Here is a 15,226-nt window from a genome sequence, read left to right as displayed (position 1 = left end):
ATTGAAAGGATAGCGTCACGGGGTCGTGCATGGGCGTTTACCGGCGGGCGGGGCCCCGCACGAAGTGCGGGTCGCGGCAGTCCAGCTCAAACGGCGGGTATTCAATCCACCAGCGCCACCGACTTCACCTGCGCCCACACCTGCATCCCAGGCGCCAGCGCCAGCGCATCGGCAGCGCGCGCCGTCACACGGGCCAGCAGGTAGTCCGTGCCGCAGGCCAGACGCACCAGCACCTGGGAGGGGTGGGCGTCGGCGGCGATGCTGTCCACGGTGCAGGGCAGGATGTTCTGGATGCTGGTGGCCTGCGGCGGCTGGGTGGCGATGCTGATGTCGCGCGCCAGCACGCGCAGGCGCACGGCGTGGCCCAGGGCCAGGCCGCTGTCACGCAGCCACAGGCTGCCGCCGCTGAAGTCCACCTTGGCCAGCTGCCAGCGCGCATCGCGCTCGCTCAATGTGCCTTGCAGCAGGGCGCCGGCGTCCTCGCCCAGCACCACCGGCGTATCGATGCGTGCCAGCACTTGCGCGGTCGGGCCGGACGCCACCACCTTGCCCTGGTCCAGCACCACCAGGGTGTCTGCCAGGCGCGCCACCTCGTCGGCCGAGTGCGTCACGTACAGCATGGGGATCTGCAGGCCGTCGCGCAGCCGCTCCAGCCAGGGCAGGATCTCCTGGCGGCGCGCGTGGTCCAGCGAGGCCAGGGGCTCGTCCAGCAGCAGCAGGCGCGGCTGCGTGGCCAGGGCGCGGGCGATGGCCACACGCTGGCGCTCGCCGCCCGAGAGTTCATGCGTGCGTCGCGCCAGCAGATGGCCGATCCCCAGCAGCGCGATCACCGCGTCCAGGGCGATGGCCTGGCTGCCGCTGCTGGCGCGCTTGCGGCCGTAGTCCAGGTTGCCTTGCACGTCCAGGTGCTCGAACAGGCTGGCCTCCTGGAAGACATAGCCCAGGGGGCGCTGCCATGTCGGCAGGAAGACGCCTGCTGCTTCGTCCTGCCAGAGCTCGCCGCCGATGCGCACGATGGCATCGCTGGCCCGCTCCAGGCCGGCCACGCAGCGCAGCACCGTGGTCTTGCCCGAGCCCGAGGGGCCGAACAGCACGGTGATGCCGCGTGCCGGCAGGTCCAGGTCCACTTGCAGGCGGAACTCCGACCGCGCCAAGGCCAGGCGGATGTGGCTGGCGTCGCTCACATCAGCACCCGCGGCGCGCGCCGGTTCAACAGCGCCAGTCCCAGCAACACGGCAAACGAGAAGGCCACCATGGCGCCGGCCAGCCAATGGGCTTGCGTGTAGTCCATGGCTTCCACGTGGCCGTAGATCTGGGTCGAGACCACGCGCGTCTGCTGCGGGATGTTGCCGCCGATCATCAGCACCACACCGAACTCACCCACCGTGTGGGCGAAGCTGAGGATGGCGGCGGTGATGAAGCCGGGCCGGGCCAGCGGCAGGGCCACGCTGAAAAACGCATCCAGCGGCCGCGCACGCAAAGTCGCAGCAACCTCCATCGGCCGTGTGCCGATGGCGCTGAAGGCATGCTGCAGCGGCTGCACGGCGAAGGGCAGGGAGTAGATGACAGATCCGAGCACCAGGCCGCCGAAAGTGAAGGGCAGCAGGCCCAGGCCCAGGGCCTGCGTCAACTGGCCGCCCCAGCCCTGCGGGCCCAGGCTGACCAGCAGGTAAAAGCCCAGCACCGTGGGCGGCAGCACCAGGGGCAGGGCCACCACCGCGCCGACCGGCGCGCGCCAGCGCGAGCCCGAGGTGGCCAGCCACCAGGCCAGGGGCGTGGCCAGCAAGAGCAGTAGCACGGTGCTGAGGCTGGCCAGCTTGAGCGTGAGCCAGATCGCTTGCAGGTCGTCGGCGCTGAAGGGCATTCAGATCTCGTAGCCGTAGGAGCGCAGGATGGTACGCGCCTTGTCGCCCTTCAGATACGCTGTCAGGGCCGCGGCGGCGGGGCTGTCCTTGCCGGGGTTGAGGACGATGGCGTCTTGCCGGACCGGTCTGTGCAGGTGGGCCGGCACGACCCAGGCCGAGCCCTTGCTGATCGTGCCGTCCACCATCACCTGCGACAAGGCGACAAAGCCCAGTGGCGCGTTGCCGGTGGAGACGAACTGGAATGCCTGGGCGATGTTCTCGCCCTGGACGAATTTCGTTTGCAGCTTGTCCAGGAGATGGAGCCTGGCCAGGGTTTCGATGGCGGCCGCACCATAGGGGGCGAGCCTGGGGTTGGCGATGGCGATGCGCTCGAAACTACCCATGGCCAGCACCTCGCCCTTGGCGTCGACCACGCCGGCTTGCGCGCTCCACAGCACCAGGCGGCCGGTGGCGTAGGTGAAGCGGGTGTGGGCCACAGCCAGGCCTTCCTTCTCCAGTTGGGCCGGCGTTTCGTCGTCGGCCGACAGCAGTAGCTGGAAGGGCGCGCCGTTGCGGATCTGCGCGTGGAAGGCGCCGGTGGCGCCAAAGGCCAGCACCGCCTTGTGGCCCGTGTCCTTCTCGAACTGCGGCGCGATTTTGCGCATGGGGGCGCTGAAGTTGGCGGCGACCGCCACCTGCACGTCGGCGGCGTGGGCGCTGCCGCAGACCCACGTCGCTACGAAAAGTATAGCTACTAGGGTAGTATTCACGGGGTCTGCAGTGGTTTTTTGCTGAGCAATCGGGCGGTGAATGGCGATCTGGAAGAATCGGCCCATGGAGAGACACCACAATACCATCGGGCTGTGCGGCCTGCTGGCCTGCTTGGCCGCACCGGTGCTGGCGCAGACCGGGCCCGGTGAACCCAGTCTCCGACCCATCACGGTCACCGTCACGCGCGGGGTCGCGCAATCGGCCTTCGACGCGCCGGCCTCGGTCGACATCATCGATGGCGCGGTGATCCGAAACAGCCAGCTGCAGGTCAATCTGTCGGAGACGCTGTCGCGCGTGCCCGGCCTGGTGGCGCAGAACCGCCAGAACTACGCGCAGGACATCCAGATCTCCTCGCGCGGCTTCGGCGCCCGCTCCACCTTTGGCGTGCGCGGTCTGCGCCTGTATGCCGACGGCATTCCGGCCAGCGGACCCGACGGCCAGGGCCAGGTCTCGCACTTCGACCTGGCCTCGGCCTCGCGCATCGAGGTGTTGCGCGGCCCCTTCTCTGCCCTGTACGGCAATTCCTCAGGCGGCGTCATCAGCATCTTCAGCGCCGACGGTGGGCCGCAGACTGAAGCCGAGGTGGCCACCAGCTTCGGCAGCGACGGCGTGCGGCGCACCGGGCTGCGCCTGGGCGGCCAGCAGGGCAAGCTGCAGTACAGCCTGAGCGCGGCCGACTTCAGCACTGACGGCTGGCGCGAGCACAGCGCTGCCTCGCGCGGCAGCTTCAACGGCAAGCTCACTTACAAGCAGAGCGAGGACACGCGCCTGAGCTTTGTGCTCAACAAGGTGACCATGCCCGATGTGCAGGACCCGCTGGGCCTGAGCCGCGCCGAGATGCAGGCCGATCCACGCCAGGCCACGCCGGTGGCCCTGCAGTTCAACACCCGCAAGTCGGTCGACCAGTTGCAAGGCGGCATGGTGCTGGAGCAGCGCCTGGGCGGCGGCCAGTCGCTGCAGTTCACGGTCTACACCGGCGAGCGCGCCACGCAGCAGTTCCAGGCCATCCCTGTGGCCACGCAGATCCCGCCCAGCCAACCGGGGGGCGTGATCGATCTCGAACGCAATTACCAGGGCCTGGACGCGCGCTGGACCAACAAGACCCGCTGGCTGGAACGGCCGCTGACCCTCACCGCCGGCCTGGCCGCCGACGAGATGAAGGAACAGCGGCGCGGTTACCAGAACTTCGTCGGCAGCACCCTCGGTGTGCAGGGCGCGCTGCGCCGCGATGAGAACAACAAGGTCAGCAACTTCGACCAGTATTTGCAGGCGCAATGGGAAATGGCCGAGCGCTGGAGCGCCTCGGCCGGCCTGCGCCACTCCAAGGTCTCGTTCCGCTCGCGCGACAGCTACGTCGCTGCGGGCAATGGCGACGACAGTGGCTCGACCAGCTACCAGGCGACCACGCCGGCCCTGGGCCTGGTCTTCCACGCCAGCGAGCAGGTCAATGTCTACGCTGCGCTGGGCCGGGGCTTCGAGACGCCCACGCTCAACGAGCTGGCCTACCGGCCCAGCGGCGCGACCGGCATGAACTTCGGCCTGGATGCAGCGAGCAGCCGGCAGTGGGAGCTGGGCGTCAAGACCCAGCTTGCGGACGGGGTGCAATTGAATGCCGCGTATTTCCGCGCCCGCACCGACGACGAGATCGTGGTCCTGTCCAACACCGGCGGGCGCAGCAGCTTCCAGAACGCCGGCAGCACGCAGCGCGATGGCGTCGAGGCCGTGCTGTCAGGCCAGTGGAGCAAGAGCTGGTCGGGCCTGTTGTCGGCCAGCTGGCTCGATGCCCGCTACACCAGCAGCTTCCTGACCTGCGTTGCCGCACCTTGCGCCACGCCCAACACCTTGATCGCCAGCGGCAACCGCATTCCCGGCATTCCGCAGGCCACGCTCTATGGCGAGCTGGCCTGGCAGCACAATCCCTGGGGTCTGGAGACGGCGCTGGAGTGGCGCTACGTGGGCAAGATCGCGGTGGACGACCTCAACAGCGACAACGCGCCGGCGGTCGGTGTCTTCAATCTGCGGGCTTCTCTCGTGCAGGCCATAGGCCGCTGGAGCTTCAAGGAGTTCCTGCGTGTGGACAATCTGGCCGACCGCATGTACTCGGGCTCGGTCATCGTCAACGAGGGCAACCGGCGCTTCTTCGAGCCGGCGCCGGGCCGCACATGGTTGGTGGGTCTGAACGCCAATTACCAGTTCTGAGGAGAAGGCGACGCGATGGAAAATCTGGACCTGCTTGTGCTGCGCACCTTGCGCGACTGGCGTGCCGCCGGCCGCCGTGCGCTGCTGGCCACCGTGGTGCGGACCTGGGGCTCATCGCCGCGGCCGGTGGGCTCCATCATGGCGCTGCGCGAGGACGGCGCCGTGGTTGGCTCGGTCTCGGGCGGCTGCATCGAGGACGACCTGATCTTCCGCTACACCGGGGCGCAACAACTGCCCACGGGCGCACCGGCCTTCGTCAAGTACGGCGTCAGCGCCGACGAAGCGCACCGCTTCGGCCTGCCCTGCGGCGGTACTCTGGAACTGCTGCTGGAATACGACCCGGATGCTGCCAGCTTGCAGCAGCTGGTGGCGCGGCTGGAAGCCGGCCAGCTGACGCGCCGCACGGTGCGGTTGGTGGATGGCGCCGTGACCCTGAGCGACAACAGCGAACCGCTGTGCGTGGGGGAGGGGGATGCGGTCAATGTGTTCGGTCCCGAGTACCGCATGCTCCTGATCGGCGCCGGCCAGCTCACCGAGTACCTGGCAACCATGGCCTTGTTCAGCGGCTTCGCGGTGACGGTGTGCGACCCGCGCGAGGAATACCGCGGCGCATGGAATGTCGCCGGCGCCACTTTGCTGACCGCCATGCCCGATGACGTGGTCAAGGCCTTCAAGCCCGACGCGCGCAGCTGCGTGGTGGCGCTCACGCACGATCCCAAGCTGGACGACCTGGCCCTGCTGGAGGCGCTGGAGTCGCCGGCCTTCTATGTGGGCGCCATCGGCAGCCGGCGCAACAACCAGGCGCGCCATGCGCGCATGGTGGAGCATTTCGGACAGACCGATGCTTCGCTGGCTCGTTTGCGCGGGCCGATCGGCATCTACATCGGCAGCAAGACACCGCCGGAGATCGCCGTCAGCGTGATGGCGGAAATCCTGGCGGTGAAGAACGGCGTCGCCTTGCCGCGCGCCGTGGATGTGGCGCAGGCCAAGGATGGCCTGGCGCCGGGCGCAGCCGGTTAGGGCTTCTTGTACGCGTCCTTGACGTCGTCGGCCGCGTCTTCGATGGCCTCGCGGGTGTCGCCCACGGTTTTTTGCACCTTGCCGGCCTGCTCGCGGGCATGGCCCTTGGCTTCCTGCTTCTTGCTGCCCACCAGCTTGCCGAACTGCTCCTGCACTTCGCCGGCGGCTTCCTTGGCGCGGCCCTTGACTTGGTCCTTGTTCATGCTGACTCCTTGGAAAGATCTGTGAAAGAAGCTTCAGGATAGGAGGGCAGCCGTGCGTGCTTCGCCAGTGCAGGGCGTGCGCGCGCGTGCGGGATGGACTACAGCAGAGGTTTCAATGAAAACGCAGGCCCCGAGGCGGCAGTCCAGCAAAAACGCCGCCCGGAGGCGGCGTTGTGACTCAGCAAGCCAGCCTTATTTGCGGAAGGCGTCGACCAGTTGCTTGCCCTCGGGGCCGGCCTTGTCCAGCCACTCGGTCAGCATGGTGTCGCCGACCTTCTTCATGTCGGCCTTGAGTGCGGCCGGCGGCGTGAGGATCTGCATGCCGTTGGCCTTGAGCTTTTCCAGCGTTTCGCCGTTGGCCTTCTGGCTGGCGGCCCAACCACGCACCTCGGCGTCGGCGGCGGCCTTGAGCAGGGCCTGCTTGGTCGGCGCATCCAGCGCGTCGAACGAGGCCTTGTTGACGATGACCGCGTTCTTGGGCAGCCAGGCCTGGGTGTCGTACCAGTTCTTGATGTGCTCGAAGGTCTTGCTGTCAAAGCCGGTGGAGCCCGACGACATGTAGCTGTCGATCACGCCGGTGGCCATGGCCTGGCCCAGTTCGGCGGCCTGCACCGTCACCGGCGTGGCGCCCACCAGCTCGGCGATGCGGGCGGTGGCGGGGCTGTAGGCGCGCCACTTCAGGCCCTTCATGTCGGCGGCCGAGGCCAGCGTGCGCTTGGTGTAGATGCCTTGCGGCGGCCAGGCCACCGCGTACAGAACCATCATGCCCTGCTCACCCAGCTTCTTTTCGAGCACGGGCTTTTGCACGCCCCACAGCTTTTTGGCCGAGTCGTAGCTGTCGGCCAGGAAGGGCACGCCGTCGACGCCGAAGACCTGCCATTCGTTCTGGAAGTTGGCCAGCAGGATCTCGCCGATCTGGGCCTGGCCGCCTTGGACGGCGCGCTTGATCTCGGGCGCCTTGAACAGCGAGGCGTTGGCATGGACCTGGATCTTGAGCTTGCCGCCCGAGGCCTTGTCCACGTCGGCGGCGAACTGCGTCAGGTTTTCGGTGTGGAAGTTGGTGGCCGGGTAGGCGGCGGGCAGGTCCCACTTGGTCTGGGCAAAACCCTGGGAAGTCAGCGCCAGCAGGGCGGCGGAAAGGGCGAACTTGAGTTTCATGCGGACTCCGGGACAATCGGTTTGTGAATGACGAGTTGAGAATAAGTGCAAATACCGCGCCAGCAGATGCGGTCTTACCCCAAGCGGCCTCTGGCGGCTTCCTGGGCATCGTCATGCTGGACACGCGCTTCCCCCGGCCGCTGGGCGATATCGGCCATCCCGACAGCTTTGGCGTCGCCACCCGCAGGGCCATCGTCCATGGCGCCTGGCCCGACAAAGTGGTGGCCAGCGCAGCCGGCCTGCGCTCGGCCGGGCTGCTGCCGGCATTTGCCGCCATGGCGCGCCAGCTCGAAAGCGATGGGGCACGTGCCATCACCACCAGCTGCGGCTTTCTGGTGCTGCTGCAGCGCGAGCTGCAGGCGCAGGTCAAGGTGCCGGTGGTCAGCTCCAGCCTGCTGCAGCTGCCGGACCTGCTGCAGCAGGACGAGCAGGTCGGGGTGCTGACCATCAGTGCCAGACACCTGGGCCCCGAGCACCTGCGCGCAGCCGGCGTCAAGCCAGACCAACTGGGCCGGGTGCTGGTGCAGGGCGTCGATCCTGCTGGCCCGTTCGCCACCGCCATCCTGGGCAACCTCGAGGCCATGGACCTGGACCAGGCCCGTGACGATGTGCTGAAGGCGGCGCTGGCGTTGCGCGCGCGTGCACCGGGCCTGCGCAGCGTGGTGCTGGAATGCACCAACATGCCGCCTTATGCACAGGCCATCGCCGATGCCACGGGCTGGCAGGTGCGCAGCCTGCTGGACTCGCAACGCCTGCTGGCGCCGTTCAAGCCGTTGCCGGCAGTCCCAGGCCGCTGAGGTAGGCGTCGATGCTGCGCTGGCCGCAGGAGCGCAGGTCGAAGGCCGTGGGGTCCAGCAACCAGTTGGAGATCAGGCCGTCGACCAGGGCGTGCAGGCCGCGCGCCGCCACTTCGGAGGGCAGGGCCAGGCGTTGGCCGCGGTGGCGCGCACTTTGCTTCAAGGTCTTTTGCATGCTGGCCAGGCAGTCGCTGCGCACCTCCAGGTGGCGGCCGCGCACGGCGCACAGGGCGTCGACGTACTCCACCTTCTGCGTTGCCACCTCGAACACCCGGCGGGTCTGTTCGTCGGTGGCCGTGCGGTGCAGGGCGTGCAGCAGGGCGGCGCGCATGGCTGGCAGGGGATCGCCCGCTTCGGGTGCGGCCGGCTTGTTGAGCGCGTCCTCCATCGGCAGGGTGACGCGGTCCATCATGGCGTTGAACAGGTCGGCCTTGTCCTTGAAGTGCCAGTAGATGGCGCCGCGCGTCGTGCCGGCCTGGTTTGCGATATCGTTCAACGAGGTCGCCGACACGCCCTTGGCCTGGAACACGCGCTCGGCCGCATCCAGCAGGCTGTGGCGGGTGGCGAGGGCGTCTTCCTTGGTGCGGCGAACCATGATGGGCGTCATCATACATTCATTGATGAATGTATACTGCGTGCTTCGCTTTTTCGCCTTCCCGTGAGGATTCCCCATGGCCGCCTTTCGCCTGCCCGCTCTGTCCCGCCCGTTTGTCCCGACCAGTGGACTCGTTTTGGCCGCCCTGCTGGCGGCCTGCGGCCAGGGCAATAACGCGCAGGCGCCCGGCGGCGGCATGCCGCCGGCCGAGGTCGGCGTGGTCACGGTGCAGCCGGGCGAGGTCAACCTGACCACCGAGCTGCCCGGCCGGCTGGAAGCCTCGCGCGTTGCCCAGGTGCGGGCGCGTGCCGCCGGCATCGTGCAAAAGCGATTGTTCCGTGAGGGCTCGGATGTGCGTGCCGGCCAGCAGCTGTTCGCGATCGACTCCGCGCCCTACCAGGCCCAGGTCGCCAGCGCCCAGGCCACGCTGGCCCGCGGCGAAGCCAACCTGAGCCAGGCCAAGGCCCTGGCCGAGCGCTACAAGCCCCTGGTCGAGGCCAATGCCATCAGCAAGCAGGACTACGCCAACGCGGTGGCCGCGCAGAAGGCGGCCGAGGCCGAGGTGGCGGCCGGCAAGGCCGCTGTGCAGTCGGCGCAGATCAACCTGAACTACGCCGCCGTGACCTCGCCGATCTCCGGGCGCATCGGCCGCGCGCTGGTCACCGAAGGCGCGCTGGTCGGCCAGGGTGAGGCGACGCCGCTGGCTGTGGTGCAGCAGATTCATCCCATGTACGTGAACTTCACGCAGTCGTCCGGCGAGCTGCTGGCGCTGCGCCGTGCCTTCGACGAGGGCAAACTCAAGCGCTCGGGCGGCGCCGATGGCGCCGTGGTGCACGTGGTGCTGGAAGACGGCAGCGAATACCCGCAAGCCGGCCGCCTGCTGTTCTCCGACCTGTCGGTCGACCCGACCAGCGGCCAGATCACGCTGCGCGCCGAGATCCCCAATCCGCGCGGACTGCTGTTGCCCGGCCTGTACGTGCGCGTGCGGCTGGAGCAGGCCAAGGCCGGCGGCGCGGTGCTGTTGCCGCAGCAGGCCGTGACCCGCTCGGCCGCCGGCGACAGCGTGATGGTGGTGGGCGCCGACGGCCAGGTGGCGCCGCGCAGCATCAAGGTCGCCACCTCGCAAGGCGCGCAATGGCTGGTGCTCGATGGCCTCAAGGCCGGCGAGCAGGTGATGGTCGACGGCTTCCAGAAGCTGCGGCCCGGGGCCCCGGTCAAGCCCGTGCCCTGGACCGACGGCAAGCCCTCTGCCCCCGGCGCCGCGGCGGCGCCTGCTTCTGCGGCGGCCGCTCCTGCGTCCGCCCCTGCCGCTGCTGCCTCGGCCGCCAAGTAAGGGAACAGCATGGCCAAGTTTTTTATCGATCGGCCCATCTTTGCCTGGGTGATCGCGCTGTTCATCCTGGTGGTCGGCGGGGTGTCCATCACCCAGCTCCCGGTGTCGCAGTACCCGCCGGTCGCGCCGCCGGCCATCGTGGTCTCGGCCTTCTACCCGGGCGCCTCGGCCCAGACCCTGGAAGACAGCGTGCTGTCGGTCATCGAGCGCGAGATGAACGGCTCGCCCGGCCTGATCTACATGGAAGCCGTGGCCCAGGCCGACGGCTCGGGCAACATCACCTTGTCGTTCCAGCCCGGCACCAACGCCGACCTGGCCCAGGTGGATGTGCAAAACCGCCTGTCGCGCGCCACGCCGCGCCTGCCCACGGCCGTGGTGCAGCAGGGCGTGCGCGTCGACAAGTCGCGCAGCAACTTCCTGCTGTTCACCATCCTGTCCTCCGACAACCCGGCCTTTGATCCGATCGCGCTGGGCGATTACGCGGCGCGCAACGTCGTGCCCGAACTGCAGCGCCTGCCTGGCATCGGACAGGCCCAGCTGTTCGGCACCGAGCGTGCCATGCGTGTGTGGATCGACCCGGCCAAGCTGAGCGGCTACAACCTCTCGTCGGCCGACGTCAGCAACGCCATCCGCGCGCAGAACGCCCAGGTCGCCTCCGGCACCATCGGCGACCTGCCCAACATCGCAGGCCAGGGCATCGCCGCCACCGTCATCGTCAAGGGACAGCTGTCCACCGTGGAGCAGTTCGGCAACGTCGTTCTGCGCGCCAACACCGACGGCTCATCGGTGCGCCTGAAGGACGTGGCCCGCATCGAGCTGGGCGGCCAGGCCTATTCGACCTCCGCGCGCCTGAACGGCAAGCCCTCGGTGGGCATCGGCGTGCAGCTCTCGCCCAGTGGCAACGCGCTGGCGGCGGCCAAGGAAGTGCGCAAGAAGATGGACGAGCTGCAACGCTACTTCCCTTCTGGCGTGAAGTACGTCATCCCCTACGACAGCTCACGCTTCGTCAGCATTTCCATCAGCCAGGTGGCCGAGACCCTGGTCGAGGCCGTGGTGCTGGTGTTCCTGGTGATGTTCCTGTTCCTGCAGAACTGGCGCTACACCATCATCCCGACCATCGTCGTGCCGGTGGCGCTGCTGGGCACCTTCGCCACCCTGCTGGCGCTGGGCTTTTCGATCAACGTGCTGACCATGTTCGGCATGGTGCTGGTGATCGGCATCGTGGTCGACGACGCCATCGTGGTGGTGGAGAACGTCGAACGCATCATGAGCGAGGAGGGCTTGTCGCCCTTGCAGGCCACGCGCAAGGCCATGGGCCAGATCTCCGGCGCCATCATCGGCGTGACGGTGGTGCTGATCTCGGTGTTCGTGCCCCTGGCCTTCTTCTCCGGCTCGGTGGGCAACATCTACCGGCAGTTCTCGGCGGTGATGGTCACTTCGATCGCCTTCTCGGCCTTCATGGCGCTGTCGCTCACGCCAGCCCTGTGCGCCACCTTGCTCAAGCCGGTGGAAGCTGGCCACCATCACGAAAAAAGCGGCTTCTTCGGCTGGTTCAACCGGGGCTTCTCGCGCACGGCCAAGGGTTACGAAGGCTGGGTCGCGCGCATCCTCAAGCGCTCGGCGCGCTACCTCATCATCTACGCGGCCATCATCGGCGCCGTGGTGGTGATGTACATGCGCCTGCCCACCTCCTTCCTGCCGGGCGAGGACCAGGGCAACATCATCGTCAACGTGCAGCTGCCGCCAGGCGCGACGCAGGAACGCACGCTGGCCGTGATGCAGCAGGTCGAGGGCTTCATCCTCAAGCAGCCCGAAGTGCAGAGCATGGTGGGCGTGCTGGGCTTCTCGTTCAGCGGCCAGGGGCAGAACGCCGCGCTGGCCTTCGTCACCCTCAAGGACTGGGATCAGCGCGAGGGCAAGGAGCATTCGGCGGAAGCCCTGGCCGGCCGCGCCTTCGGCGCGCTGTCGGGCATCCGCGATGCCTTCATCTACCCGCTGTCGCCGCCGCCGATTCCCGAGCTGGGTTCGGCCTCGGGCTTCAACTTCCGTCTGCAGGACCGCGCCGGCCTGGGCCATGAGGCCCTGCTGGCGGCGCGCAACCAGTTGCTGGGCATGGCCTCCAAGAGCCCGGTGCTGGCCCAGGTCCGGCCCAACGGCCTGGAGGACGCGCCGCAGCTGCAGATCGACATCGACCGCGACAAGGCCAATGCCCTGGGCGTGGGCTTCGACAGCGTCAACTCGGCGCTGTCCACAGCGTTGGGCTCGGCCTACATCAACGACTTCCCCAACGCCGGCCGGCTGCAGCGGGTGGTGGTCCAGGCCGATGCGCCGGCGCGCATGCAGCCGCAGGACCTGCTCAAGATCAACGCCAGCAACAACCGCGGCCAGCCCGTTCCGCTGTCGGCGTTTGCCACCACGCGCTGGGTCACCGGCGCGATGCAGACCGTGCGCTACAACGGCTATCCCGCCATGCGCATCGAAGGTGCGGCGGCGCCCGGCTACAGCTCGGGCGCGGCCCTGGCCGAGATGGAAAAGCTGGCGGCGCAGCTGCCGGCCGGTTTCGGTTTCGAGTGGACCGGCCAGTCGCGTGAGGAGAAGCTGGCCGGCTCGCAGGCCCTGATCCTTTACGGCTTCGCCATCCTGGCGGTGTTCCTGGCGCTGGCCGCCCTGTACGAGAGCTGGTCCATCCCGCTGGCGGTGATCCTGGTCGTGCCCCTGGGCGTGCTGGGCGTGCTGCTGGCCGTGCTGGCCCGGGGCATGAGCAACGACGTGTACTTCCAGGTCGGCCTGATCACCATCATCGGCCTGTCGGCCAAGAACGCCATCCTGATCATCGAGTTCGCCAAGGACCTGCAGGCGCAGGGCAAGAGCGCGGTCGATGCGGCGCTGGAAGCGGCCCATCTGCGTTTCCGCCCCATCGTGATGACCTCGCTGGCCTTCATCCTGGGCACGCTGCCCCTGTTCCTGGCCTCGGGCGCGGGTTCGGCCAGCCAGCGCGCCCTGGGCACGGGCGTGATCGGCGGCATGATCACCGCCGTCGGCCTGGCGGTGTTCTTCGTGCCTGTGTTCTTCGTGGTGGTGCGCTCCATCTTCAAGGTCAGCGAACGGCAACGGCGCAAGTACGCGCACGAGACCGAGCCCGAACTTCCCCGCGGCGCCAGCGCCGGAGACCAGGTATGACAAGCATGTTCAACGCACGCCTGACGGCGCTGGCAGCGGCGGCCCTGCTGGCCGGCTGCTCGATGATGCCCACCTACGAGCGGCCGGCTGCGCCGGTGGCGGTCGGCTGGCCCGCCGCAGCGCCCACGGCCGGAACGCCGGCCACCGAGCTGCAGTGGCAGGCCTTCTTCCCCGACGAGCGCCTCAAGCAGTTGGTGGCCATCGCGCTGCAAAACAACCGCGACCTGCGGGTGGCGGTGCTCAACATCGAGCAGGCGCGCGGCCAGTACGACATCCGCCGGGCCGACCGCTTCCCCACCGTCAACGCCGCCGCCGCAGGGACGCGCTCGCCGACGGCCAGTGGCGTCGACGTCTCGCTCTACACCGCGGGCATCGCCGTCTCGTCCTGGGAGATTGACCTGTTCGGCCGCGTTGCCTCGCTCAGTGAAGCGGCGCTGGCCCAGTACCTGGCGAGCGAAGAGGGGCGCAAGGCCGTGCAGATGAGCCTGGTCGCCAACGTGGCCAATGTCTGGCTCAGCCTGGTGGCCGATGACGAACTGCTCAAGCTCACACAGGAGACGCTGGCCACGCGCCAGGAGTCGCTGCGTTTGACGCGGCTGCGCTTCGAGAACGGTGTGGCTTCCGAGCTGGACTCGCGCCAGGCGCAGTCGCTGTACGAGTCGGCGCGCGTGTCGCTGGCCGTGCAGGAGCGCCAGCGCGCGCTGGACCGCAATGCCCTGGCCCTGCTGTTGGGCGGGCCGCTGCCCGCGGATTTCCTGGTCACGGCGACGACCGATTCCATCTCGCTGCCTGATGTGCCGGCGGGCGTGCCGTCCGAGGTGCTGGTGCGCCGTCCCGATGTGCGCCAGGCCGAGCAGCAGCTGATCTCAGCCAACGCCAACATCGGCGCGGCGCGCGCGGCCTTCTTCCCGCGCATCACGCTGACGGCCGGCTACGGCTCGGCCAGCACCGACCTGTCCAACCTGTTCACCGGCGGCACCTGGGGCCTGACGGCGGCGCCGCAGCTACTGCTGCCCATCTTCGACGCCGGTCGCAACCGCGCCGGCCTGGCCTCGGCCGAGGCCGGTCGCGACATCGCCGTGGCGCAGTACGAAAAGGCCATCCAGTCGGCCTTCCGCGAGGTGGCCGACGGCCTGGCGGCACGCACCACCCTGGTCGACCAGCAGCAGGCCCTGCGCAACGTGGTGGAGGCCGAGAGCGCGCGCCTGCGCCTGTCGCAGCTGCGCTATGACGGCGGCGTGTCCAGCTACCTGGAACTGCTCGATGCCCAGCGCACCCTGTTCAACGCGCGCCAGCTGGAGATACAGACCCGGCTGGCCCGCCTGCAAAACCAGGTGCTGCTGTACCGCGCCCTTGGCGGCGGCTGGGAAACGCCTTCAGATCAGCAGCAGGCGGTGCAGCTGCGCACCCCATAGCCAGAGCACCAGGACGGCGCTATGCGCCGCGGCTGACAGCCAGTAGGTTCTCAGGAAGGAGTGCTTGCGCGTCTTGTGGCGCAGGCCCTGCTGTGCCACCCAGGCACCGGGCCAGCCGCCGGCCAGGCTCCACAGGTGCAGCGCGTTCTCGCCGGTGCGCCAGCGGTCCTGGCCGGCGGCGTGCTTGTCCTGCCAATAGGCGAAGAAGGCCAGCAGGTTGAGCACCCAGGACAGTGGCAGCACCCACAAGGGGAGCTTGCCGTTCCACACGGCCCAGACCAGCACCACGGCATAGGCCAGGATCAACAACGGGGCGATGGCCTTGCCGGCGGCGCTGCGGCTTTGCGGGGGCTCAGCTACGCGGCTGCGCGGCGCGGGTTTGGGCAAGCCCCGCGGCTGCACCCTCACTGCCCGCGGCCCCCTGCCGCCGCTGCCGTCGACCTCTTCGTAGCTGACTTCCATGTCCTTGTGCGGCGGCTGCAGCTCGGCGCCGCGGAAGTCGCGCAGGTGGAAAAACAGGTCCCCCTGTGCATCCGCCGGGCGGATGAAGCCGAACGCGCGTTCGGGATACCAGCGGACGATGAAGCCTTTCTTGTGCATCGCTGGAATTGTCGCCGCCCGGCACGATGGGGTTAATTGCTATTGAATCGATAGCATTGGCGGCGTGCTGCAACGCACGCTATGTGCGGCGCCGCACATACGCCGCAAGCA

At 68.4% G+C, this 15,226-nt stretch carries 13 protein-coding genes; 6 read left to right on the top strand and 7 right to left on the bottom strand.

Going from position 1 to position 15,226, the window contains the following annotated elements; all coding sequences use genetic code 11:
- Positions 1–101 precede the first annotated feature (101 nt).
- The 3 genes from modC to modA are packed head-to-tail and all read right to left on the bottom strand — an operon-like array spanning position 102 to position 2,614.
- Positions 102–1,184 carry a molybdenum ABC transporter ATP-binding protein gene (modC, locus tag Q0632_RS02650; RefSeq protein ID WP_298924054.1) on the bottom strand — a complete coding sequence of 361 codons (1,083 nt, stop codon included), beginning with the start codon at positions 1,182–1,184 and terminating at the stop codon, positions 102–104.
- Positions 1,181–1,864, bottom strand: coding sequence for a molybdate ABC transporter permease subunit (gene modB / locus Q0632_RS02645; RefSeq protein ID WP_298924052.1), 684 nt, complete (start codon positions 1,862–1,864; stop codon positions 1,181–1,183). Before modB ends, modC begins: the two co-directional genes overlap by 4 nt.
- Positions 1,865–2,614: a molybdate ABC transporter substrate-binding protein gene (gene modA / locus Q0632_RS02640; protein WP_298924050.1), complete on the bottom strand. Its 750-nt coding sequence runs from the start codon at positions 2,612–2,614 to the stop codon at positions 1,865–1,867. It abuts the gene before it with no gap.
- Between the two features lie 64 nt (positions 2,615–2,678).
- Here modA and Q0632_RS02635 point away from each other — a divergent pair, with 64 nt between their 5' ends.
- A complete protein-coding gene (locus tag Q0632_RS02635; protein ID WP_298924048.1) occupies positions 2,679–4,814 on the top strand; it encodes a TonB-dependent receptor in 2,136 nt (711 codons plus the stop codon).
- 15 nt (positions 4,815–4,829) lie between these two features.
- Positions 4,830–5,834 (top strand): XdhC family protein, encoded by a 1,005-nt coding sequence (locus Q0632_RS02630; protein ID WP_298924046.1) that lies wholly within the window; start codon positions 4,830–4,832, stop codon positions 5,832–5,834.
- Here the strand turns inward: Q0632_RS02630 and Q0632_RS02625 are convergent.
- Positions 5,831–6,037, bottom strand: a complete 207-nt coding sequence (locus Q0632_RS02625; protein WP_298924044.1) for a CsbD family protein — start codon at positions 6,035–6,037, stop codon at positions 5,831–5,833. The two genes, Q0632_RS02630 and Q0632_RS02625, sit on opposite strands and share 4 nt — an antisense overlap.
- 192 nt (positions 6,038–6,229) lie before the next feature.
- A complete protein-coding gene (locus Q0632_RS02620) occupies positions 6,230–7,195 on the bottom strand; it encodes a TRAP transporter substrate-binding protein (RefSeq protein ID WP_298924042.1) in 966 nt (321 codons plus the stop codon).
- Positions 7,196–7,218: 23 nt separating this feature from the next.
- Here Q0632_RS02620 and Q0632_RS02615 point away from each other — a divergent pair, with 23 nt between their 5' ends.
- Positions 7,219–7,992, top strand: coding sequence for an aspartate/glutamate racemase family protein (locus Q0632_RS02615; protein WP_298924040.1), 774 nt, complete (start codon positions 7,219–7,221; stop codon positions 7,990–7,992).
- On the opposite strand, the gene Q0632_RS02610 is transcribed toward Q0632_RS02615, so the two are convergent.
- Positions 7,961–8,602, bottom strand: coding sequence for a TetR family transcriptional regulator (locus Q0632_RS02610; protein ID WP_298924038.1), 642 nt, complete (start codon positions 8,600–8,602; stop codon positions 7,961–7,963). The genes Q0632_RS02615 and Q0632_RS02610 overlap by 32 nt on opposite strands.
- Positions 8,603–8,663: 61 nt before the next feature.
- Here Q0632_RS02610 and Q0632_RS02605 point away from each other — a divergent pair, with 61 nt between their 5' ends.
- Genes Q0632_RS02605 through Q0632_RS02595 form a run of 3 tightly spaced genes read left to right on the top strand, consistent with a single transcriptional unit; the run spans position 8,664 to position 14,515 of the window.
- Positions 8,664–9,920, top strand: a complete 1,257-nt coding sequence (locus Q0632_RS02605; RefSeq protein ID WP_298924036.1) for an efflux RND transporter periplasmic adaptor subunit — start codon at positions 8,664–8,666, stop codon at positions 9,918–9,920.
- Positions 9,921–9,929: 9 nt separating this feature from the next.
- Positions 9,930–13,100 carry an efflux RND transporter permease subunit gene (locus tag Q0632_RS02600; protein WP_298924034.1) on the top strand — a complete coding sequence of 1,057 codons (3,171 nt, stop codon included), beginning with the start codon at positions 9,930–9,932 and terminating at the stop codon, positions 13,098–13,100.
- Between the two features lie 5 nt (positions 13,101–13,105).
- Complete coding sequence (locus Q0632_RS02595) at positions 13,106–14,515, top strand: efflux transporter outer membrane subunit (RefSeq protein ID WP_298924422.1); 1,410 nt, start codon at positions 13,106–13,108, stop codon at positions 14,513–14,515.
- Here Q0632_RS02595 and Q0632_RS02590 read toward each other — a convergent pair.
- Complete coding sequence (locus Q0632_RS02590; RefSeq protein ID WP_298924032.1) at positions 14,477–15,115, bottom strand: cold shock and DUF1294 domain-containing protein; 639 nt, start codon at positions 15,113–15,115, stop codon at positions 14,477–14,479. The two genes, Q0632_RS02595 and Q0632_RS02590, sit on opposite strands and share 39 nt — an antisense overlap.
- Positions 15,116–15,226: the final 111 nt, after the last annotated feature.

Source organism: uncultured Ramlibacter sp. (assembly GCF_936925435.1).
Taxonomy (GTDB): Bacteria; Pseudomonadota; Gammaproteobacteria; order Burkholderiales; family Burkholderiaceae_C; genus Ramlibacter.
This window is presented reverse-complemented; position numbering and strand designations above follow the sequence as displayed.